We start from the raw sequence: 21,686 nt of genomic DNA on the forward strand, positions 1-21,686 counted from the left end.
GTCATCGGGCATTCTCTACGTTCCGAATTTCTGCAAAATTGCCGAGACAATTGGTGAAGACATCCGACTCGCCTGCACGTGATTCTCGGGGAGGGTCCGAGTCGGAAAATGTATTGCTGGCCCAGTTGTTTTTCGGCCCCATCGAAGCTCGCGTTCTCCGTGGCGGAGAAGTCTCTGACCGCAACCGTTGTCGACTGTCCGAAGGCGGCGTGCTTCTGACAATTGGGTTACTGCCCGCTCGTGTTCGAACCCATCGAACTCGGTGGCCGAATAACATTGGCCCGAGCCGCTCGAACACCGAGCGACGCAGATCGGAGGGCCGATGTTCGATGCTGCCGACGATGTGATGTCGCTTCGGCAATTTCTGGAGCGATCGCCGGACTTCGTTGCACTCGCCGACCTGACGGGCACAGTTCTCCACATCAACCCAGCAGGCTTGGAACTCATCGGCGTGTCCGACTGGGCCGAGGCATCGACACTGCCGGCTTTGGATTTTCTCACTGCGGACGGCCGTGAGCGCGCCGAGGAGATCGGTACGGCGCTGCGTTCCGAGGGAAGGTGGGACGGCTACTGCGAACTACGCCATCACGGGACCGGTGCAGGTATTCCGGTCGTGGTCTCGGCATACGTCGTTCACACCCCGGACGGCCGACCTGACGTCGTCGCCTCGATCATCCGGCATCGGCACACCGTCGAACAACGTAGTGCCCGGATGGCGGCCGATGCCGTAACCGCCAGCCGACACGCACAGGAGCAAAAAGCCCTGGCCGACCTCAGTCGGTTCGCAGTCGTCGCCGAGCTGTCGGAGCTGTTGACTGCAGCCACCGACACTGCCGCCACGTTGATGGGTGTGGGAAATTCCGCCATCGCGCACCTCGAGAATTCCACCGATCCTTACTTGACCATGGATGCCGCGAGCGGTTCGCTCGGTATTCGTCGGGACGTTCCTTCCGGCGACGGCTCCATGACCGGGTACGCACTCGCTCACGAACAGCCAGTGATTTGCAGCAACCGCGGCGACGAAAGCCGGTTTCGTACAGACACGATGGCGGAGCTCGGACTGCGCAGCGGTGTGGCAGTACCGATCATGACTGCGGTTGGAGACGCCTGGGGAGTCCTCTCGATCCACAGTGTGGAAGCACGGCTGTATCGCGAACAGGAAGTCTCGTTCCTCAGCTCCGTCGCGGGTATCGTCTCCGCGGCACTTCGACGAATGGAACTGGAAAGCCAACTCCGACGGCGCAGCACCCACGACGCACTCACCGGGTTGCCCAATCGCACTTTCGCCTACGACGTCCTCGACACCGCTCTGGCTCGGGCACGCTTTCAGTCCGATACTTTGGCCCTCCTTCTGCTGGATATCGACGACTTCAAAATCATCAACGACAGCCTGGGCCACGACGCCGGAGACAGGGCGCTGGTGAAATTCGTGGAGCGACTGGTGTCCGCAACGAGCGCGACCGACACCATTGCTCGTCTCGGCGGGGACGAATTCTTGATCATCTGCGAAGGGGTGCGCACTGTGGAACGAGCGGAGGAGATCGCGCGACACATCGCCCGCACCATCGCGAAACCATTCGCTGCCGAGGACGTCCCCATCCCCCTCAGTGCCAGCATCGGTGTCGCTGTCTCCGACTCGAATTCGACAAGGCATGAGCTGATTCACCGGGCAGATCTGGCAATGTACCGCGCCAAGGACAGCGGAACCGGTGGCCATGCAGTTTTCGACCCGGGAGACCTGTACGACGCCGACCGGATCAGATCGCTGTCGGTCGACCTGCGCGCGGCGTTGAGCTCGAACGAACTCACCATGGCATACCAACCTCTGGTGGACATCTCGACGCGTGAGGTCGTTGCAGTCGAGGCGCTCGCCCGCTGGAATCATCATGATCTAGGGCCTGTCGAGGCTACCGAATTCGTCGCAGTCGCCGAAAGAACAGGTCTCGCAACACCATTGGGCGCATGGGCGCTCCGCGTCGCGTGCAGCGACGCAGTGCGGTGGCGCGCATTCTCCGACGTCGTGGTGCGCGTCAATGTCAGTGCGCTCCAACTGCGAGACCACGAGTTTCCGGCGCAGGTCGCCACTGTCCTGGCTGACACCGGCCTACCACCGAACGCATTGGGTCTGGAAGTGACCGAAACAGTGTGGGTCGCAGACACCGAACGAGTGGCGAATACCGTTGCGGCGCTGCACGCAATGGGCGTGTCCTTGCTCCTCGACGATATGGGCAAAGGGCACAGTTCCATGTCGTATCTGGACCGGTACCCGATGTTCGAGAGCTTCAAGATCGACAAGTCATACGTGGCCCGGTTGCCCGCCGTCCGCGCCAGGGCAATAATCTCGGCGATCGTTGCACTCGCCCGCGCGTTCGACGTCACAGTCGTCGGCGAAGGCGTCGAAACCGAAGAACAACTCGAAGCACTCGCCGCAACAGGATGCGACGTAGCTCAGGGATTCCTGCTCGGACGTCCGATGAGCGCCGCAGCAATCACCGATCTGCTGCTGTCTTCTCAGTGAACGACTACCGACTCCACCGCGGTGGCGGGCTGACCGCCTGATCGTTTGTTACGCGTCGTGCACGCCGATCCGTGAGTACGAGAAGTAGGCCGGGAATTCCGGCGACGGTCCATGGCACTACCGCCCCGACAGTCGGAACCACCTGAAGCACTCCCAGTCCGCAGAAGTCCGATGAGTGTCCGCACACGATCGCGTCGTAGGGGGTTGCCACGAAGGAAATGGTCAGCGCCGTGGTGAGGAACGCCAGGACCCCGGTCGAGATGGCCGCCGCGAGCGCCTTCGGGGACGCGCACAATCCGGTCCAACCCCACGCGAGAAGCGCTACGCAACATGTCACGCCGATCAGAGCGACAGCAGCGCCGACCTCACCGCCGTGACCGTCGACCCGTACGCCGGTCACAAAACCGAGCTGAACGGCTCCGCCGGCCAATACGCCCGTGCCGATCAAGGGAAGTAATCCACGCAGAACACGCAACGGGCGTCTGCGGCGTGATGCGGAGAAAAAGATTCGCTCTCTTTCCACTTTCAATGTATAGCTCACCCGGGGTCTTGCGGCAAGACCCCGTCGAGGGTTCAGAATGGCTCGCTGCACACCCGCACCATCGGATCGGAGTCCCGTGAAATCAGTGCCGCCTCATGTCTTCGACCTCCCCGACAGGCTCGCACCGAAGCGCCAACCCACGCTCATCGGTCATGACCGACAGCACTTTTCGGCAATCACCGCCAGCATCGAGAAGTCACGTTCCGACACGATCGCTCGATTGAACGCCATCCAGAAGTCATCCGGGCGGATGGGACAGGAGGTGATGGAACGTGATTTCGAGATTCACCGACTGAACGGGCGGCTGCGCCAACTGCGTCGTTACGGTGCCGATCTGTGTCTGGGGAGGTTCGTCCCCATCGACTCGGACCAACCGGTGTACGTTGGGCGTACCGGCATGCTCGGGGATGCGGGCGAGCAACTGCTCGTCGACTGGCGCTCCCCCGCTGCCGAGCCGTTCTTCGGTGCAACCCATGCCAACCCGATGGGGCTGAAAAGCCGTCGCCGCTATCGGTGGACGAACAGCACCATCACCGACTACTGGGACGAGGTGTTCGATCCCACGTCTCTGGACGACAACGCCGCGCTGGACGATCAGTCCGCGTTCATCGCCAGCCTGGGTGCCGAGCGCTCACCTCGGATGCGTGACGTACTGGGCACGATCCAGGCGGATCAGGACGCGATCATTCGAGCCCACGCGCACGGGGCACTCGTGGTCGACGGCGGACCGGGAACCGGGAAAACTGTTGTTGCCCTTCACCGCACCGCGTACCTGCTGTACGCAGACTCACGGATAGGACACAACCGCGGCAGAGTACTGTTCATCGGTCCGCATCAGCCCTACCTCGCGTACGTCTCGGGCGTACTCCCCAGTCTCGGCGAGGAGGGAGTGCAAACATGCACCCTGCGAGACCTCGTCGGAGAGGGGACGCATGCGCTCGACGACACCGATCCTGTTGCGGCGCGGCTCAAGGAAGACCTCGACGTCGACGCGGTCATCGAGGCGGCTGTTGCCTTCTACGAACAACCACCGACCCACGACGTCACAGTCGAAACAGACTGGGGAACATTTGTATTGACGCCGAACGACTGGGTGGAGGCATTCGGTGCGCCAGATCCCGGTACGCCGCACAACGAGGCTCGCGAGCTGATCTGGGACCTACTGACGACCATCGTGACCGATCGCTGTGCCGCACAGGGATCCCGCGAAGAACTTCGGCAGTCGCTGCAGTTGAACGAGGATCTGCGTGACGTCCTGGAACGCTCGTGGACGATCGTCGATGCCGCAGACCTCGTCGCGGACCTGTGGACCGTTCCGGCATACCTGCGCACATGCGCACCCTGGCTCGGCGCGGACGACATTCGAGCACTTCGACGCGCTGATGCGACACGCTGGACTGGGGCCGACCTACCGCTGCTCGACGCGGCACGGGCGCGACTCGGCGATCCGAAACATGCTCTACGACAACGACGCCGATCGCTGGCTGCTGCGATCGAACGCTCGCGAATGGACAGTGTCGTCGACGAGTTGATTGCGGTCGACGACGACGAGATGATGGCCGCGCAATTCCGTCAGGAGATAATTCGGGATGCACTCGTCGATTCGTCCGGCTTCGAGGACCACCCGACAGATCCGCTGGCGGGTCCGTTCGCGCACATCGTGATCGACGAGGCTCAGGAGTTGACCGATGCGCAGTGGCACATGGTGATGCGGCGATGCCCTGCTGGAAGCTTCACCATTGTCGGTGACCGTGCACAGTCTCGTCGGGGCTTCACCGAGACGTGGCCGGATCGGCTCGAACGAGTAGGTATCGACGAGGTGACCGTCGCCGCTCTCGGCGTGAATTACCGGACGCCGCAGGAAATTATGGACGTGGCCGAGCCGGTGATCCGGGCGGCGCTGCCCGACGCCAACGTTCCCACGTCGATACGCAGTACCGGCGTGCCGGTCGAATACGGTGACGTCGCATCGCTTTCGACGGTTCTCGCCGAGTGGCTCGGTTCGACGACCGGCGGAACCGCATGCGTGATCGGTGATCCTACTTTTCCGCAGTCCGATCGAATCAGCTCGCTGACACCGCAGCTCGCCAAAGGTCTAGAATTCGATCTGGTCGTTCTGATCGACCCGGATTTGTTCGGCTCCGGCGTCGCAGGTGCTGTCGACGCGTATGTGGCGATGACACGAGCCACAGGTCTACTCGTCGTCTTGACCACGTCGCAGCGCGAGCGAATCGAGTAGATCCAGCACGGCGTGGATCGCCGGACTCGCATCGGCGCTGCGCCTCCACGCGGCATGCACTTCTCGCTTGGGGGCGCGCGCCAGCGGGACGGCCACGAGCGCCGGGCCGAGAGGCGGTCTCGCGAGACGGGGAATCAGCGCCAGCACATTGTCTGCCTCCACCAGGGAAAGCTGAGTGGAGAAGTCGTCGACGAGGTGCCGAACGTCGATCTCGCTCGACGTGTCCGCGAACAATCGACGAAACCACTGGTGGCACAACGTGCCCGCCGGGCTCGTCACCCACGGGTACGTCGCGAGGCCTGCCGGTGTCAGGGGAGACTTCCCTGCGGCGAGGGGGTGGGTTCGATTCATGACGACATCGCCGTGGTCGGTGTGAATGGATCGCCGAACGATCGAGTGCGGAGCCACTGCGGGAACTCCGTCGGCGTCGTGCACCAGTGCCAGGTCTGCTGCTCCCGAATGCACACTGTGCAGCGCCTTATCCGGGTCCTCCTCCCCGATCTGCACGGTGAGGTCGGGATAGCGAGCGCTCAGGGTCGCGAGTGCAGGTGCGAGCAGACCGCGGATCGCAGTGGAGAATCCAACCACTCGTACCACCCCGCGCGCGGCACCCTCGTCTGCCGATCTCGCCGACTCCAGACACCGCTCGAGGGCGTGGAACACCTCGTCCGCAGATTCGACCACTGCCCGTCCGGCCGGCGTGAGGACAACACCTCTGCCCGCCTGCGCAAGTACCGGCGTTCCGACCTGGCGTTCGAGCCGTTTGATCTGCTGGGAGACGGCCGACGCCGTGTAGCCGAGCTCGTCGGCCGCTTTCGTCAGCGTGCCCAGGGCGGCAACTGCACGCAGCGCGTGGAGTGCATTGACATCGATCATGAAGCAAAGGTACGCAATACTGCCGAAATTACATCGCTGGACCGAGACGATCATGTGGGCTCACACTCGGACGATGAACATGTCCACTTCTTCGGTCACGTCGACGTTCGGCACCAACCTGGTTGCCATGTGCACACCGATGAACGCCGATGGGCAGGTGAGTCGCACCGGCACGGACGCCTTGCTGACCCACTTGCTCGCGACCGGTTGCGACGGCGTCGTTGTCGCCGGCACCACCGGGGAGGCACCGACTCTCACGCCGCGTGAGCAGGCCGATCTGATCACGGCGACGCGCGAATTCTCGGGCCACGCCCTGCGCGTGATCGCGGGTGTCGGCACCAACGACACCTCCGCCGGGATCGAGTCGGCGCGACGTGCCGCCGATGCAGGGGCCGACGCATTGCTCGTCACCGCCCCTTACTATTCGCGCCCCACGCAGGCCGGCATCGCCGATCACATCGTCGCCATCGCCGATGCCGGAGCCCTTCCGGTCATGGTGTACGACGTGCCGGCTCGGACCGGTGTGCCGATCGACGCGTCGACGCTGGTCGACCTCTCGCGGCATACCTCGATCACGGCGGTCAAGGACGCGAAAGGCGACCTGTACGAAGCGATGAACGTCATGGCTGAAACCGACCTGGCCTATTACTGCGGTATCGACGAATTGACCCTGCCCTATCTGTGCTGCGGTGCAACGGGTTCGGTGAGTGTGGTCGGCAATGTCGTCGCCGACCGCTACGCCGACCTCTTCGACGCGGTCCGAGCCGGAGATCTGACTCGCGCGAACGCAATACAGCGATCGCTGCTACCTCTCGTCGAGGCCGTCATGCGCACCACGCAGGGAGCGATCATGGCCAAGGCGGCCTTGGTCGCCATCGGTGTGCTGGCCGACGCCACGGTGCGGCGCCCGTTGCTCGAATCGTCCGCCGCAGATCTGCAGCGTCTGACCCACGCGTTGGCGGTGACAGGAATCGATCAGGAATCGAGAAGCATGCGCGTTCCGATACGACTACCGTGATCGCACACATACCTCGATGCAATCGACCTTCTCGGTTTCGGTTGCCGTGACGATCAGGAGACACCGCGAGCATGGCGACGACCAAGGTCACGCAGAAATCGGCAGCGCACGCCGCCGACAGTCACGATCTGATTCGAGTACAGGGCGCGCGGCAGAACAATCTCGCCGACATCAGCGTCGAACTTCCCAAGCGACGCCTCACGGTGTTCACCGGTGTCTCCGGGTCCGGAAAGAGCTCCCTCGTCTTCAGCACCATCGCGGCCGAATCCCAGCGCATGATCAACGAGACCTACAGCGCCTTCGTTCAGGGCTTCATGCCGACTCTCGCGCGGCCCGACGTCGATGTGATGGACGGGCTCACGACGGCCATCATCGTCGATCAACAGCGAATGGGTGCCAATCCCCACTCCACCGTCGGAACCGCCACCGACGCCTATGCCATGCTTCGCATTCTTTTCAGCAGAGTGGGGAAGCCGTATATCGGCTCTGCACAGGCTTTTTCGTTCAACGTGGCATCGGTCTCCGGTGCAGGTGCTTACAAGGTGGACAAGGGCGGCCGTCAGACCACCGAAAAGAAGTCCTTCTCCGTCACCGGTGGAATGTGTCCGCGCTGCGAGGGACGCGGCTCGGTCAGCGACTTCGACCTCAATGCCCTGTACGACGCCGACAAATCGCTCAACGAGAGCGCCATCACGATTCCCGGCTACAGCATGGAAGGCTGGTACGGCCGGATCTTTCGCGGCTGCGGTTACTTCGACCCCGACAAACCCATCGCGAAATACACGAAGAAAGAGCTCGACGATCTGCTGTATCGAGAGCCCACGAAGATCAAGGTCGAGGGCATCAATCTGACCTATTCCGGCCTGATCCCTCAGATCCAGAAGTCGTTCCTCTCGAAGGACGTCGACGCGATGCAGCCGCACATCCGGGCGTTCGTGGAGCGTGCGATCACGTTCACCACGTGTCCCGAATGCGACGGAACGCGGCTCAACGAGGGTGCACGATCGTCGAAGATCAAGGGCATCAACATCGCCGACGCCTGCTCGATGCAGATCAGCGATCTGGCCACGTGGGTCGCAGGTCTGAAGGAACCGTCGGTGGCACCGCTGCTGACGACGCTGAGCGAGACCCTGGACTCGTTCGTGGAGATCGGCCTCGGCTACCTGAGCCTGAATCGGCCGTCGGGCACACTGTCGGGCGGAGAAGCGCAGCGCACGAAGATGATTCGACATCTCGGCTCATCGTTGACCGACGTCACCTACGTGTTCGACGAGCCGACGACGGGTCTCCACCCCCACGACATCGAACGGATGAACAACCTTCTTCTGCAGTTGCGGGACAAGGGAAACACCGTTCTCGTCGTGGAGCACAAGCCGGAAACGATCGCCATCGCCGACCATGTCGTCGACCTGGGGCCCGGTGCCGGCAGTGCGGGTGGGCACGTCTGCTTCGAGGGCACCGTCGACCAACTGAGGCAGAGCGATACGGTCACCGGCCGCCATTTCGACGACCGCGCGAGTCTCAAGGATTCGATTCGCGAGTTCTCGGAGGTGCTCGAGATTCGAGGGGCGGATTCGCACAATCTGCGAGACGTGGACGTCGACGTTCCACTCGGCGTGCTGGTCGTTGTCACCGGAGTGGCGGGCTCCGGTAAGAGCTCGCTGATTCACGGGTCGCTTTCGGGCACCGACGATGTGGTCTCGGTCGATCAAGGTGCCATCCGCGGATCGAGGCGAAGCAACCCCGCGACCTACACGGGTCTGCTCGAACCCATCCGCAAAGCCTTCGCGAAGGAGAATGCGGTCAAACCCGCTCTGTTCAGCTCCAATTCGGAGGGTGCCTGCCCGACGTGCAATGGGGCGGGAGTCATCTACAGCGACCTCGCCATGATGGCCGGCGTTGCTACGACGTGTGAGGTGTGCGAGGGCAAACGGTTTCAAGCTTCGGTACTCGAGTACCATTTCGGCGGCCGAAACATCGACGAGGTGCTGTCCATGTCGGTGGCCGAGGCCGAGGATTTCTTCTCCGACGGACCGGCGAAACTGCTTGCAGCACAAAAGATTCTGCAACGGCTCAACGACGTCGGACTCGGCTACCTGAAGATCGGCCAGCCGCTGACGACTCTGTCGGGCGGCGAACGGCAACGACTCAAGCTCGCGACACACATGGCCGAGAAGGGTGGGGTGTATGTACTCGACGAGCCGACCACCGGGCTACACCTCGCCGATGTGGACAAACTGCTCGGGTTGCTCGACCGCCTGGTCGATTCGGGTAAGTCGGTGATCGTCATCGAGCACCATCAGGCCGTCATGGCCCACGCCGACTGGATCATCGACCTCGGCCCCGGGGCCGGGCACGACGGCGGCCGCGTGGTGTTCGAGGGCACCCCCGCAGACCTGGTGGCGGACGGATCCACCCTGACCGCGAAGCACCTGGCCGCGTACGTCGGATAGCTGACCAGAACCGAACACTCGATGGAGACGACGTGACCACCCTGCCCGACCGCCCTGCAACTGCGCTGCTGATCGTCGACGTCCAGAACGACGTCATGGCCGCCGCCCTCGATCGCACTCGCGTCGTCGACAACATGGTGCGACTGGTCTCACGAGCGCGAAAGACCGACACACCGGTGATCTGGGTGCAGCATTCCTCGGACCACGAACTCGTGTCCGGCAGCCCGGGCTGGCAACTCGTGGAGGAACTTCCGATCGAAGCCGGAGACGCCTTGGTGCACAAGAAGCATGGGGACGCCTTCGAGGGCACGTCCTTGGAGGAAGTGCTCGCCGATGCCGGCGTCGGTCATGTGGTGGTTGCCGGCGCGCAAACGGACTTCTGTGTGCGATCGACTCTGCACGGAGCTCTGATTCGTGGGTACGACGTGACCTTGGTCAGCGACGCCCACACGACGGAGAACCTGCCGGACCCCGCCCTGCCCACACCGCAGCAGGTCATCGCGCACACGAACATGTATTGGGACAACCAGACCGCACCCGGCCGAACCGCATCGGCCGTCGCCACAGAGGACGTCACGTTCGTCGGCCGCTAGCCTGACGCTCCTATTGTTGCTCTGTTCGACTCGTGCTGATCGGCAACCCGGTCACGCACGCACACCATCTCGTTCCGGGACGAACGTAGACTGCCGCCCATGGCACTCGATCACGGCGATCCCGGCGACGCCCCGTCCGTTCCCCCTCCCCTGTCTCCGGTGGTCGCGGACTGTCGTCCCTCGGCGGCCGAGGAGGCGCGCACGATCGCTGCGTCCACCAATATCGCGACGCTGGCCAGTTTGACCGCCGACGGCGATCCATGGGCGTCGTTCGTGACATACGGCTTGCTCGACGGAGCACCCGTGCTGTGCGTGTCGCGGATGGCGGAGCATGGTCGAAATCTCGACGGTGATCCACGAGCGAGTCTGTCGATCGTTGCACCTCAGTCACAGACGGACCCGCTGGCCTCGGGCCGCATCACGCTGGCCGGGGTGGTCGAGCGACCGGCAGGAGCCGAGCTCACTGCCGCACGACAAGCGCATCTCGACGCGGTGCCGGCCGCCAAGTACTACGTGGATTACAGCGACTTCACGCTTTGGGTCATGCGAGTGCATCGGGTGCGATGGGTCGGCGGGTACGGCCGAATGGATTCGGCGACGGCCGACGCGTACTCCGAGGCGTCCCCGGATCCCGTGTCTCCGTCCTCGGCCTACGCCGTCGAGCACCTCAACGCGGACCATGCGACGTCACTGTTGGCGATGGCCCGTCAGCTGGGTGGATACCCGGACGCGACCTCGGCGACGTGTACGGCCGCAGATCGATACGGCCTCGATCTGAACGTCCACACACCGCGCGGTGTGGCCTACACCAGAGTCGGTTACTCCGAGCCCATCGATTCCGCGGACGAGCTGCGCGCTGCAACGGTGGAACTGGCCAGGAGGTCGGCGACCGCCCCGTAGTCCTCGTGACAGTGAGAGCTGCACCTCGACCGATAGCTGGGCCCTTGGCGAGACGCTCCGCCCCGGGGCGACTACCGTTGTGGCTACATCGCAACGTCTAGGGAGCAGGTAATGAGCATCCAACCGGTCGAATCGAAGCGTCACCGTGTCGTCGTCATCGGTTCCGGGTTCGGAGGTCTGTTCGGCGTCAAGGCGCTCAAGAAGGCCGACGTCGACATCACCCTCGTCGCAAAGACGACCCACCACCTATTCCAGCCGCTGCTCTACCAGGTGGCCACAGGCATTCTGTCCGTCGGTGAGATCGCTCCCACTACCCGCGTCATCCTGCGCAAGCAGAAGAACGCCGAGGTGTTGCTGGGCGACGTGCTGAACATCGACCTCGAGGCCAAGACGGTCACGTCCAAGTTGCTCGAGCGCGTCACCGTCACCCCGTTCGACAGCCTGATCGTGGCCGCCGGCGCCCAGCAGTCGTACTTCGGTAACGACCATTTCGCCGAGTTCGCGCCCGGCATGAAGACAATCGACGATGCACTCGAACTGCGCGGACGCATCCTTGGAGCCTTCGAGCAGGCGGAACTCTCCGACGACCAGGAGGAGAAGGACCGCCTGATGACGTTCGTCGTCGTCGGAGCAGGTCCGACGGGTGTCGAACTCGCAGGGCAGATCGCAGAACTCGCCGACCGCACCCTCGACGGAGCGTTCCGCAACATCGATCCCCGCGACGCGCGCGTCATCCTGCTGGACGCCGCACCGGCCGTCCTTCCCCCGATGGGCGAGAAACTCGGCCGCAAGGCAGCCGAACGGCTCGAGAAGCTCGGTGTCGAGATCCAGCTCAACGCGATGGTCACCGACGTCGACAACGACGGCCTGACCGTCAAGGAAAAAGACGGAACGACGCGTCGTATCGAGGCTCAGTGCAAGGTCTGGTCCGCGGGCGTGCAGGGCAGCCCGCTCGGCAAGCAGCTGGCCGACCAGTCGGGTTCGGAGACGGACCGCGCCGGCCGAGTTCTGGTGGAACCGGATCTGACTGTCAAGGGTCATCCGAACGTCTTCGTCATCGGCGACTTGATGTCGGTCAAGGACGTTCCCGGCATGGCACAGGGTGCGATCCAGGGTGCCACCTACGCAGCCAAGCTGATCAAGGCGTCGGTCAAGGGGCAGGACGACCCCACCCAGCGAGCACCCTTCAAGTACTTCGACAAGGGCTCCATGGCCACGGTGTCGCGTTTCAATGCGGTGGCGAAGGTCGGCAAGCTGGAGTTCGGTGGCTTCATCGCATGGCTCATGTGGCTCGCCCTGCACCTGTACTACCTGGTGGGGTACCGCAGCCGTATCACCACGGTCATTTCCTGGTTCGTCACGTTCCTCGGTAGAGGCCGTGCTCAGATGGCATCGACGGAGCAGCAGGTGTTCGCACGGCTTGCCATCGAACAACTGAACTCTCTCGAGAAAGCGGGCGACGTGAACAAGCGGACGGCCGAGGTCGAAGAGGAACGCGAAAAAGCAGCGGGTTGATCCACGCAGCACCCGCAAGGTAAGCGAAGCAGAAAGGGCTCCGTCCGACGCACATCGTCGGACGGAGCCCTTTCTTTCTGCCCTGCCCGATCTATCGGGTCGGCTGAAGGCGATGACCGACGGAGGTACTCAGCGAGCCACCCCCGGCCAAGGCCAAGCGCACGGTGCCGCCCGCCAGATCGACCTCGGAATCCCGACTGTCCGGATAGCGAAGCGTGCTGGACATCGACATCGGTGCCGACAACCCGTCGTGCGCCACCGTCCCCTCCCCCAGTTCTACCCGGTGGCGCAACAGCGGCCGGCCTCCCACATCGCAGTGCATCGAACTCGCCCACTGTCCCGCCACCTCGTCGAGCCTGCCGATCTGTACGCGCTCACGCAGCCACAGATCCGAGTCTTGTTCCAGTTCGATGACATTGAGCACCGTATGAGAGGCATCGGAGACGACGACCATCGGCTGGGGGTCGAAGACGAGTGACGCCCCCGCTCCCAGCTCAACGTGCCAATGCGCCGACGAATGACGTTGTGCTGCACCGGGCATCGCCAACGACGCCGCCACACTGCGCACATCCAGACGAGCGCCGGCAGCCACCGAGATCCTGACGCTGATGGTGTCTCCGCCGAGAGGCGTGGCCGCGGTGCCGATCAAGTGGACGGTGTCGGGCCCCGTCTGCCTACCTGCGAGTCCGCCGACCGACGTGATGCGGGGACTGCGTCGACGACTCGCGTCGATGCGGAGCTCGGTGTGCATCGTTCAGTGCGCGTGGTCGTGTGCGTCGGCGTCGGCGATGACCTTCAATTGCTCACGCACCCAGCCGAGCACCGTCGTTGCGGCGGGATCGTCCGTGAGAGAGATCAGGGCCGTGGGACGACCCTCGCGCACCTGCGCGGCGTCGCGCTCCATGACACCCAGATCCGCACCGACGTACGGCGCGAGATCGGTCTTGTTGACGACGAGCAGGTCGGAGAACGTCACGCCGGGACCACCCTTACGAGGCACCTTGTCTCCTCCCGCGACGTCGACGACAAAAATCTGGACGTCGATCAAACCGGACGAAAACGTGGCGGTGAGATTGTCGCCACCGGACTCCACCAGAATCAGGTCGAGAGGGGGGTTGTTCTCGATCAGGTCGTCGATCGCGTCGAGATTGGCGGTGATGTCGTCGCGTATCGCGGTATGCGGACAGCCGCCGGTCTGCACGGCCGTGATGCGCTCGTCCGGCAACACTGCGTGCCGCCGCAGGAAGTCGGCATCCTCGGTGGTGTAGATATCGTTGGTGAGCACGGCCAGAGACAGCTCGTCGCGGAGCTGGCGGCACAAGGCGGCCACCAAGGCGGTCTTGCCCGACCCGACGGGTCCGCCGATTCCCACACGCAAAGCATCGCCTGCGACCCGTGTGCGCTTGGGTCGGTCCAACCCGTGGTCGTGGGGCTCACCATCGATCAGGTGCGGGGGCATGACATCTCCTTCGGTCGAGAAAACGGTACTGCGGTCGAGAACCGTGTCGGCGGTCGTGAGTTCAGGATACGAACAATGGGCGATCGCGGACGGCGTGGGCTTCGGCGAACATGTCCAGCAGCGGATCGGACAGCTCCATCAGAACCGGGAGCGATGCGCACGCGGCGTCGGCCACCTCGTCGCAGAAGTCCCCTAACCGAATGGTGCACGAGGCAACCTCGGCGGGGTCGAGCGCAAGCAGACGTTGCGCCGCGATCGCCGAGCCGGTCATGGTGATGTACACCTGCACAGCCGCGGTGTCGGCGACGGACAGGTCGGCTGCGAGTCCCACGTGCCCGGCCGCGACGGCCAGATGCGGCCGCCGGCCGATGGACAGCCAATCGTGATGCGGCCATGCTGATTTGGCCAATCTGAGCAACCCCCGACCCTGAGCTCGCGACGCAGCTCGCACTGCCGGCGACGGCGTCCGGGCATCGCACTCGGCGTCGGCCGCATCCGTGTCCAACGAGCCGAGAACAACCGCACCCGCGATGGACGCCGCCGTGGCTCCCGACGTCCGAATTCGCCGACGCAGAAATGCCTCGAGGGTATCGATGTCGCGCACGAAACCTGATGCGATCGCTTCTTCGACTCCCCCGGAATGGACGTGCCCACCGGTGGGAAGCCGCGAATCTGCAAGCGAGAGAAGGGTTGTGACCTGTCGACGTGCAGTGTACGACGACGCAGTCGACGAGAGGGATCCAAGCGCCATCAGAAGAGGAAATACCGTTGCGCCATCGGCAATTCGGACGCCGGTTGTTCCTTCCACACCTCGCCGTCGATACGCACGGTGAAGGTGTCCGGATCGACTTCGATCTCCGGAAGCGAATCGTTGAGCGGCATATCGGCTTTCCTGACCCCGCGCACGTTCGCAACCGGAACGAGACGGCGATCGCACGCAAGGCGATCGACCAGACCGTCCTCGATCGCTTGTGGCGCAACGAAATGCAGCGACGTCGCAGCGGCTGCCTTGGGTGACGCTCCGAACATCGGCCGCGGCAGCTCGGGTTGCGGCGTAGGAATGGATGCATTGGCGTCGCCCATCGCGGCCCACGCGATCATGCCGCCCTTGATGACCATGTGCGGACGCACACCGAAGAAGGCAGGATCCCACAACACCAGATCGGCGAGCTTGCCCGTTTCGATCGACCCGATCTCCGCATCGAGACCGTGGGCCACGGCCGGACAGATCGTGTACTTCGCGACGTATCGCCTGACCCGATTGTTGTCGGCACCGTTGTCCCCGGGCAGGTATCCGCGCCGTGCCTTCATGACATGAGCCGTCTGCCAGGTTCGCAGTACCACCTCACCGATACGTCCCATGGCCTGAGCGTCGCTGCCGATCATCGAGATCGCTCCCATGTCGTGCAGCAAGTCCTCGGCCGCGATGGTCGACGGCCGAATGCGGCTCTCGGCGAACGCCAGATCCTCCGGAATGCTCGGACTGAGGTGATGGCACACCATCAACATGTCGAGATGCTCGTCCAACGTGTTCACGGTGTGCGGACGCGTCGGATTGGTCGAGCTGGGCAGCACGTGTGCTTGCGCGGCAACGGTGATGATGTCGGGAGCGTGCCCGCCGCCGGCACCTTCGGTGTGATAAGCGTGTATTCCACGGCCGTTGATCGCAGCGAGGGTGGTCTCGACGAATCCGGCCTCGTTGAGGGTGTCCGAGTGAAGAGCCGCTTGAACCCCCGCCTCGTCGCACACTCGCAGGCACGCGTCGATCGCGGCGGGAGTCGACCCCCAATCCTCGTGCAACTTGAATCCCGAAGCGCCGCCGCGCAACTGCTCCCACATCGAATCGGGATTGACCGTGTTGCCTTTGCCGAGCAGCACGATGTTCATCGGCCAGTCGTCGAGCGATTCGAGCATCCTGGACAGATGCCACGCACCCGGGGTGACGGTGGTTGCCTTGCTCCCTTCGGCGGGCCCGGTACCACCCGCGATCACCGTGGTGATGCCGCCGCCCAGGGCTTCTTCCTTGATCTGCGGGCAGATGAGGTGCACATGGCAATCGATGCCGCCGGCCGTGACGATCTTTCCGTTGCCCGCGATGATCTCGGTCGATGGTCCGATCACGAGATCCGGATGAACGCCGGTCATGGTGTCGGGATTGCCGGCCTTTCCGAGCGCAACGATCCGACCGTCGCGAATACCGAGGTCTGCCTTGATGATTCCCCAGTAATCGACGACGACGACGCCGGTGATGACGGTATCCGGCGCACCGTCTGCCCGGGTGGCGCGAGACTGGCCCATCGACTCACGGATCACTTTGCCGCCGCCGAACACCGCTTCCTCGCCGGCCTTGCCTGGACCACCACTTCGGTCCTCGGTGATCTCGATCAGAAGGTCGGTGTCGGCCAACCGAATCCGATCACCCGTCGTGGGGCCGAACAACTGGGCGTATCGACTGCGACTCATACGCGCCATCAGCTGTCCAACTTTCCTGGAGGTGTCATGCTCAAGCCGTGTACCTCGCGGGTCCCACCGAGGGGCACGAGTTGCACCGTCTGTTCGATGCCCGGCTCGAAGCGCACGGCAGTGCCGGCCGGAATGTCGAGCCGACACCCGTAGGCGCGATCGCGATCGAACTGCAGGGCGGCGTTCGCTTGAGGAAGATGCACGTGACTTCCCACCTGCACCGGTCGATCGCCGCCGTTGACCACCGCCAACGTGATCGATTCGGCACCGTCGTTGATCTCGATATCTCCTGCGACGGTGAAGATCTCACCCGGAACCAGATGGCCGTCTCCGCGCTCGGGCGAGATCGGCTCGTGCACCGTGATCAGTTTCGTTCCGTCGGGAAACGTCGCTTCCACCATCACCTCGGGAAGCAGTTCGGGCACACCACTCAGTACGTCGTCGGCCGTGAGCACTTCCCGGCCCGACGCCATCAGCTCGGCCACGGACTTTCCGTCACGAGCACCCTCGAGGAGGTGATCGGTGATGACCGCGATCGCCTCGGGGTGATTGAGTTTCAGGCCGCGAGCACGGCGCCGCCGCGCGAGTTCGGCGGCGTAGCTGACGAGCAGTCGATCCTGCTCGTGCGGAGACAACCGCATGTAGGTTCTCCGTCCGATCGGTGATGATGCTCGGCAATTCTGACACGCAGTCAGCCCAAGGGCACGGTGACCGACCGATCGAGCAGACCCCGCAGGACATTTCGGTCGACAGAAGGGGCCACGTCCTGCAGTTCGGTGACCCCGAACGCGCCCGCGTCCAGGCCGCGTACCAATACGCCCGCGAGAGCTTGCGCCGTCGCCGGCTCGTCCATCACATCTCCGCCGCGACGATCGAGGTAGTTGCCCAGTCGAGCTGCGGCGACGGGCATCGCGTGACGGAAAAATTCGAACGTGGCCAACCACCGCGTCACCAGATGACCGGGGTGCATGTCCCACCCCTGGTAGAAGCCCCGCTCGAGGGATCTGGTCACCAGATCGAAGTGGCGCCGCGCCGACGCTGCCACTTGTTCGGAGCTACCGGTCGGAACCACCTGGGTGGACCCGTCGCACACCCACACGCCTGTCTGCGCTGCCGCAACCAACATGACGTTCTTGGCATGGTCTGCCACCGGATGAGCCAGAGATTGCTGCGCCGATGTGATTCCACACGCCGCGCTGTAGTCGTAGGTGCCGTAGTGGAGCGACGTGCAGCGACCATCCGCGCGGGCTATCGCACGCGCCAACGTCGTCGTACCGTCGGCACCGATCACGGCCTGCGGGCTTTCGATCTGCAACTCGAAACGGAGTGCCCGATCGGGAAGACCGTGAGCCCGCTCGAGTTCTTCGCACAACGCGACGACGGCCGAAACCTGCTCGACCGCGCGGAGTTTGGGCACTGTGAACACGAACCCGTCGGGCACTCCCCCGGCACCGTCCAGGACGAGCTCCAGGGTTCGAATGCCGCGTCGACGCTCGTGAGCGGCAAGGCCTTTCGCACGGATGCCCAGCCACGACGGGCCCGCCGCGTCGTGTGCCAGCGCAGCCAACGCTGCACCTGCTGCCGCGGCGTGACGATCCTCGACGGCGTCGGAGCGCCACCCGTAGCCGTCCTCGAAATCGAACCTGAGGTCCTGGATCGGTGCTGCGTTCAGCCGGTCCCGTACCACCGGTACAGCATCGGTGGTGCCGAGGCCGGCGAAGACCTCGGGATGCGCATCGAGCAGGCCGAGGGCTGCGGTTCCCCATGCGGCCGGGATGTTCTCGGACGCCTCGGAGGCCGGGACGTAGACAGTGTGGGAGGGCTGCCCGCCTATTCGGTCTCCCGGATAGTGCTGCGCCAGATCGGCATCGATGGGCTCGAAGAGTGCTTCGATGCGGGCGAACGCGTCGTCGTTCAGCGCACCGCCGGCGGAAGGGTGAACGACATCGTCGTGTCCGGTCATGGGCTTCACTGTCCCAGACGTGCTGTGTTTTCGATATTCGCCAGCCGCACTTTGCCTTGCGCCACCAGGCGGCCGCCCTCGTCGGAGATGTCGACCTGCCAGAGTTGCTGGGTGCGGCCTCGATGGATCGGATGTCCGTGCGCGGCAAGAGAGCCCGAGCGCGTTGCTCGCAGGAAGTCCGTGCTGTTGTTGACCCCGACGACATGACCGCGCGAACCGAACCAGGCCGATCCACCGATGCTGGCAACCGATTCCACCACGGCGCACAGAACACCACCGTGCATGATCCCGGCCGGCTGGTGCAGTTGCGGGGTGACATCCCACTCGGCGCGAACGACGTCGCCGGTCACTTCTCGGTAGGTCAGTCCGACCACGCCGTCGAATCCGCGTCCGCAGAGTTCGGTCAACTGTTCCGGGGTGAGGGTCTCGAAGGGGCTCGCTTCGGTGGTGCCGTTCGAATCGGTCATTGCTCCGCTTCCGGTCGCGTATTGAGAATGTTCGCCGACTGCAGTCGACCCATGACCAGAAATACACGACACTCCGCCCGAGAAAATCGGTGGGCCTCTCGTTCGAGTCGAACGAGAGGCCCACCGTGGCAAGGACCGGGAGACACTGCAGCCCTCAGGTCTCCGGCGCGGTCCGTTGGTATGAAATTAGCATAGGCATACCTCAGTTCGGACGCAAGGCCTTCAGGAGGCGCGTAGGCGCTGCCGGCCCGGGACTCCGACTCGCGATCGCACGGGCGCGCCGGCAGCGACCATCGCGTCGAGCAGTAACTGGCCTCGCCGTGTTCCGGCCGATGGGCCCGTCCCGGCCAAGATCGGGACGTACGTCGACGCACCGAGGATCGCGTCACCCACCAGCGCCCAGAAGACGCGAGCTTCCAGCGGAGCCCGCTCACCGATCGCGCGATAGACAGACCCGAGAGACGTCAGGCACCGATGCGCGGTCCAGACGAGAAGAGCCTGTTCACAGGGCAACGTCACGGTTCCGGGCTCGCCGGCTGCCGGATCCTCCGGCAGCACTCGCAAGATGGGCGACGCAACTCCCGCCCAATCGATTCCCCCGTCGCTGTCCATATGGATCCACAAGTTCTCGATGCCCGGATCCCAGGCACGCGCTTCGAGCACGAGCAGTGCTGCAACCCGCCCGACCACCGCATGAATCAGCGCAGTCGCCACCTGCACCGCCGCAGCGTGCGGCACTTCGAGATCCTCGAGCGAACGGCGGTACATCTGCTCGACGCGACCGTCGTCGAGACCGACCGACAGCTGCCACCAACGCCGCTTACCCTCGTCGGCCATGGCGGCCACCGCGTACATCCGCGGATAGTCGGGATTGAGCGCGCGCAGAGTGGAACACGACTCGGCCAACAGAGCGTGCCCACCGGATCGGTCCGAGAATCGGTGCACATCGGCCCAGCCCGTGAATGCCGCAGTTGCAACTGACACCTGAACGCTCCTTCTGTTCGTGACCGGTGAACTCGCCCCACCGTCGACCAATGGATGTAGGTTAGCCTAACCAGATCCGGATGCCGAGTCAGGCACCGCTACCCTTACCTCGTGTCGCACGGCGAGCAAGGGTTCCGTAACCTAAACCGTGTCCCTTCGATCCAGCGAGGAGTCACGACCCCAGTGACCACAGCTCCGCTACTCGGCCCTCACGGCTCGCGTCGCTCGCCCGACGAGCGATACGGGACCGAGGACGTGCCCACCGGGCCCGCACCGTGGAGTACACGCATCGCAGCCGCGGGGATCGACGCGCTGATCGTGCTCGTGCCGTTGTTCATCGGGTGGTCGATCGTCGACGCCCTTCGCGACGACAACGGCGGTGGCCAGGCCGACCGTGTCGTGTTCGGAGCCATTTCTCTCTCGGTGGCCGTCGCCTTGTTCGTCTGGAACCGCGGCTACCGCGATGGCAACGAGGGGCAGAGCACAGGTAGACGGTGGATGAGTCTGACGCTCCGCGACACCGACACCACCGGCCCGGTCGGTGTCCGTCGAGCTCTCCGTCGCCAGTTCGGTCTCGGCCGGTCCACTTCGGAGGTCGTGCGCGAGAAGACAGCTGCAGCGGATGATTTCGAGCCCATTCCCAAGGATGGTTCGGTTGCCGCCATTCGCCGACGCAGATTGCTCGGCCTGGCAGTGCTGGTCGTCGCTCTGGCCGCCGGCATCTTTGCGAGCATCGCCATCGGTGCCCGACCACTGACGTTCGCCGAGATCGCCCATGCATTGATCGATTCGAACGGCACGGACACCGACATCATCGTGCGGACCTTGCGGGTCCCCCGAACGGTGCTGGCGTTGGTGGTCGGCATCGCGCTCGGTATCGCAGGTGCCCTCATCCAGGGACATACGCGCAACCCGCTGGCCGATGCCAGCTTGCTCGGCCTCAATTCCGGGGCTGCGTTCTTCGTCGTCATGGCCATCTACCTGTTCCGGTTCACCTCTCCGAGCCAGTACCTGTGGTTCGCGTTCGCGGGTTCGGCAGTGGCGAGCGTCGTGGTGTTCGGTCTGTCGTCCATCGGGTCGGGCAGATCGAGTCCGATCAACCTCGCCCTGGCGGGCGCGGGTGTCGCGTTCTTCCTCTCCGCGATGACGAATGCCGTCGTGTTGCTCGACCAGACGAGCCTCGACGGCTACCGCTTCTGGGTGGTCGGATCGGTCGCCGGTCGGGGGCTCGACGTGCTGTGGCAGGTTCTCCCCTTCCTGATTCTCGGTGTGCTGATCGCACTCGCCAGCACCCCGGGCCTGAACGTCATGAGCCTGGGCGAGGACGTTGCGCGGTCCCTCGGAACCAACATCGCGGTCACCCGAACCGTTGGCATCCTGGCCATCACTCTGCTGACCGGAGCGGCAACGGCCGCGTGCGGGCCCATTGCCTTCGTCGGCCTCGTCGTTCCGCACATCGCCCGAGCGGTGACCGGACCCGACTACCGCTGGCTCGTGCCCTACGCGGGCCTCATGGGCGGCGTGATGCTGATGATCGCGGACGTCATCGGACGCGTCGTGGTGCGCCCGGGCGAGTTGCAGGTGGGCATCGTCCTCGCCCTCTTCGGCGCGCCGTTCTTCATCGCACTGGTACGCCGTAGAAAGTTGGCGAGCCTGTGACCGCCGAGATCCGGTCCCCCGAACCCTCCACGGCCGGC

The 21,686-nt window shown here is 64.2% G+C and carries 18 protein-coding genes; 8 read left to right on the forward strand and 10 right to left on the reverse strand.

Features of this window, described 5'->3' with window-relative positions:
* Positions 1 to 322 precede the first annotated feature (322 nt).
* Entirely contained in the window at positions 323 to 2,518 is a 2,196-nt protein-coding gene (locus CH262_RS09515) for a sensor domain-containing protein (RefSeq protein WP_032387418.1), read from the forward strand.
* 4 nt (positions 2,519 to 2,522) lie between these two features.
* Here CH262_RS09515 and CH262_RS09520 read toward each other — a convergent pair whose 3' ends face one another.
* Positions 2,523 to 3,041, reverse strand: coding sequence for a hypothetical protein (locus tag CH262_RS09520; protein ID WP_143547089.1), 519 nt, complete (start codon positions 3,039 to 3,041; stop codon positions 2,523 to 2,525).
* 94 nt (positions 3,042 to 3,135) lie between these two features.
* Between CH262_RS09520 and helR the strand changes: the two genes are divergently transcribed.
* Positions 3,136 to 5,298: an RNA polymerase recycling motor ATPase HelR gene (helR, locus tag CH262_RS09525; RefSeq protein WP_032387416.1), complete on the forward strand. Its 2,163-nt coding sequence runs from the start codon at positions 3,136 to 3,138 to the stop codon at positions 5,296 to 5,298.
* Here the strand turns inward: helR and CH262_RS09530 are convergent.
* Positions 5,254 to 6,174 carry a LysR family transcriptional regulator gene (locus CH262_RS09530; RefSeq protein WP_032387415.1) on the reverse strand — a complete coding sequence of 307 codons (921 nt, stop codon included), beginning with the start codon at positions 6,172 to 6,174 and terminating at the stop codon, positions 5,254 to 5,256. The two genes, helR and CH262_RS09530, sit on opposite strands and share 45 nt — an antisense overlap.
* A 73-nt stretch (positions 6,175 to 6,247) precedes the next feature.
* Here CH262_RS09530 and dapA point away from each other — a divergent pair, with 73 nt between their 5' ends.
* From dapA to CH262_RS09555, 5 genes are all read left to right on the forward strand, one after another.
* Positions 6,248 to 7,192, forward strand: a complete 945-nt coding sequence (gene dapA / locus CH262_RS09535; RefSeq protein ID WP_230591223.1) for a 4-hydroxy-tetrahydrodipicolinate synthase — start codon at positions 6,248 to 6,250, stop codon at positions 7,190 to 7,192.
* A 71-nt stretch (positions 7,193 to 7,263) separates the two neighbouring features.
* Entirely contained in the window at positions 7,264 to 9,645 is a 2,382-nt protein-coding gene (locus CH262_RS09540) for an ATP-binding cassette domain-containing protein (RefSeq protein WP_032387414.1), read from the forward strand.
* A gap of 32 nt (positions 9,646 to 9,677) precedes the next feature.
* Positions 9,678 to 10,238, forward strand: a complete 561-nt coding sequence (locus tag CH262_RS09545) for an isochorismatase family protein (RefSeq protein ID WP_032372403.1) — start codon at positions 9,678 to 9,680, stop codon at positions 10,236 to 10,238.
* Positions 10,239 to 10,337: 99 nt separating this feature from the next.
* Entirely contained in the window at positions 10,338 to 11,138 is an 801-nt protein-coding gene (locus tag CH262_RS09550) for a HugZ family pyridoxamine 5'-phosphate oxidase (protein ID WP_032387413.1), read from the forward strand.
* Positions 11,139 to 11,249: 111 nt separating this feature from the next.
* Positions 11,250 to 12,653 carry an NAD(P)/FAD-dependent oxidoreductase gene (locus CH262_RS09555; protein WP_032366182.1) on the forward strand — a complete coding sequence of 468 codons (1,404 nt, stop codon included), beginning with the start codon at positions 11,250 to 11,252 and terminating at the stop codon, positions 12,651 to 12,653.
* Between the two features lie 91 nt (positions 12,654 to 12,744).
* On the opposite strand, the gene CH262_RS09560 is transcribed toward CH262_RS09555, so the two are convergent.
* From CH262_RS09560 to CH262_RS09595, 8 genes are all read right to left on the reverse strand, one after another.
* Positions 12,745 to 13,404, reverse strand: a complete 660-nt coding sequence (locus CH262_RS09560; protein WP_032387412.1) for an urease accessory protein UreD — start codon at positions 13,402 to 13,404, stop codon at positions 12,745 to 12,747.
* A gap of 3 nt (positions 13,405 to 13,407) precedes the next feature.
* Positions 13,408 to 14,112, reverse strand: coding sequence for an urease accessory protein UreG (gene ureG / locus CH262_RS09565; RefSeq protein ID WP_032370566.1), 705 nt, complete (start codon positions 14,110 to 14,112; stop codon positions 13,408 to 13,410).
* A 61-nt stretch (positions 14,113 to 14,173) separates the two neighbouring features.
* Positions 14,174 to 14,863 carry an urease accessory protein UreF gene (locus CH262_RS09570; RefSeq protein WP_052057329.1) on the reverse strand — a complete coding sequence of 230 codons (690 nt, stop codon included), beginning with the start codon at positions 14,861 to 14,863 and terminating at the stop codon, positions 14,174 to 14,176.
* Positions 14,863 to 16,584 (reverse strand): urease subunit alpha, encoded by a 1,722-nt coding sequence (locus CH262_RS09575; RefSeq protein ID WP_094717487.1) that lies wholly within the window; start codon positions 16,582 to 16,584, stop codon positions 14,863 to 14,865. Before CH262_RS09575 ends, CH262_RS09570 begins: the two co-directional genes overlap by 1 nt.
* Positions 16,584 to 17,216, reverse strand: a complete 633-nt coding sequence (locus CH262_RS09580) for an urease subunit gamma (protein ID WP_052057327.1) — start codon at positions 17,214 to 17,216, stop codon at positions 16,584 to 16,586. Before CH262_RS09580 ends, CH262_RS09575 begins: the two co-directional genes overlap by 1 nt.
* A 50-nt stretch (positions 17,217 to 17,266) precedes the next feature.
* The gene (locus tag CH262_RS09585) at positions 17,267 to 18,538 is read right to left on the reverse strand and encodes a DUF6986 family protein (RefSeq protein ID WP_032387542.1); all 1,272 of its coding nucleotides are present in this window, start codon (positions 18,536 to 18,538) and stop codon (positions 17,267 to 17,269) included.
* Positions 18,539 to 18,543: 5 nt separating this feature from the next.
* The gene (locus CH262_RS09590) at positions 18,544 to 19,005 is read right to left on the reverse strand and encodes a PaaI family thioesterase (RefSeq protein WP_027497142.1); all 462 of its coding nucleotides are present in this window, start codon (positions 19,003 to 19,005) and stop codon (positions 18,544 to 18,546) included.
* A 222-nt stretch (positions 19,006 to 19,227) separates the two neighbouring features.
* Positions 19,228 to 19,950, reverse strand: coding sequence for a hypothetical protein (locus CH262_RS09595; protein WP_230591248.1), 723 nt, complete (start codon positions 19,948 to 19,950; stop codon positions 19,228 to 19,230).
* Between the two features lie 222 nt (positions 19,951 to 20,172).
* Here CH262_RS09595 and CH262_RS09600 point away from each other — a divergent pair, with 222 nt between their 5' ends.
* Positions 20,173 to 21,648, forward strand: coding sequence for an iron chelate uptake ABC transporter family permease subunit (locus CH262_RS09600; protein ID WP_080732069.1), 1,476 nt, complete (start codon positions 20,173 to 20,175; stop codon positions 21,646 to 21,648).
* Positions 21,649 to 21,686 lie beyond the last annotated feature (38 nt).

It is taken from the genome of Rhodococcus sp. 05-2255-1e, from assembly GCF_002259025.1.
Taxonomy (GTDB): domain Bacteria; phylum Actinomycetota; class Actinomycetes; order Mycobacteriales; family Mycobacteriaceae; genus Rhodococcoides; species Rhodococcoides fascians.

Bases quoted from the DNA above. Each gene is read 5' to 3' on its own strand.
- CH262_RS09515 (WP_032387418.1), top strand. From the start codon at position 323: ATGTTCGATGCTGCCGACGATGTGATGTCGCTTCGGCAATTTCTGGAG.
- CH262_RS09530 (WP_032387415.1), bottom strand. From the start codon at position 6,174: ATGATCGATGTCAATGCACTCCACGCGCTGCGTGCAGTTGCCGCCCTG.
- dapA (WP_230591223.1), top strand. From the start codon at position 6,248: ATGAACATGTCCACTTCTTCGGTCACGTCGACGTTCGGCACCAACCTG.
- CH262_RS09540 (WP_032387414.1), top strand. From the start codon at position 7,264: ATGGCGACGACCAAGGTCACGCAGAAATCGGCAGCGCACGCCGCCGAC.
- CH262_RS09550 (WP_032387413.1), top strand. From the start codon at position 10,338: ATGGCACTCGATCACGGCGATCCCGGCGACGCCCCGTCCGTTCCCCCT.
- CH262_RS09555 (WP_032366182.1), top strand. From the start codon at position 11,250: ATGAGCATCCAACCGGTCGAATCGAAGCGTCACCGTGTCGTCGTCATC.
- CH262_RS09560 (WP_032387412.1), bottom strand. From the start codon at position 13,404: ATGCACACCGAGCTCCGCATCGACGCGAGTCGTCGACGCAGTCCCCGC.
- ureG (WP_032370566.1), bottom strand. From the start codon at position 14,112: ATGCCCCCGCACCTGATCGATGGTGAGCCCCACGACCACGGGTTGGAC.
- CH262_RS09570 (WP_052057329.1), bottom strand. From the start codon at position 14,863: ATGGCGCTTGGATCCCTCTCGTCGACTGCGTCGTCGTACACTGCACGT.
- CH262_RS09575 (WP_094717487.1), bottom strand. From the start codon at position 16,584: ATGGCGCGTATGAGTCGCAGTCGATACGCCCAGTTGTTCGGCCCCACG.
- CH262_RS09580 (WP_052057327.1), bottom strand. From the start codon at position 17,216: ATGCGGTTGTCTCCGCACGAGCAGGATCGACTGCTCGTCAGCTACGCC.
- CH262_RS09585 (WP_032387542.1), bottom strand. From the start codon at position 18,538: ATGACCGGACACGACGATGTCGTTCACCCTTCCGCCGGCGGTGCGCTG.
- CH262_RS09590 (WP_027497142.1), bottom strand. From the start codon at position 19,005: ATGACCGATTCGAACGGCACCACCGAAGCGAGCCCCTTCGAGACCCTC.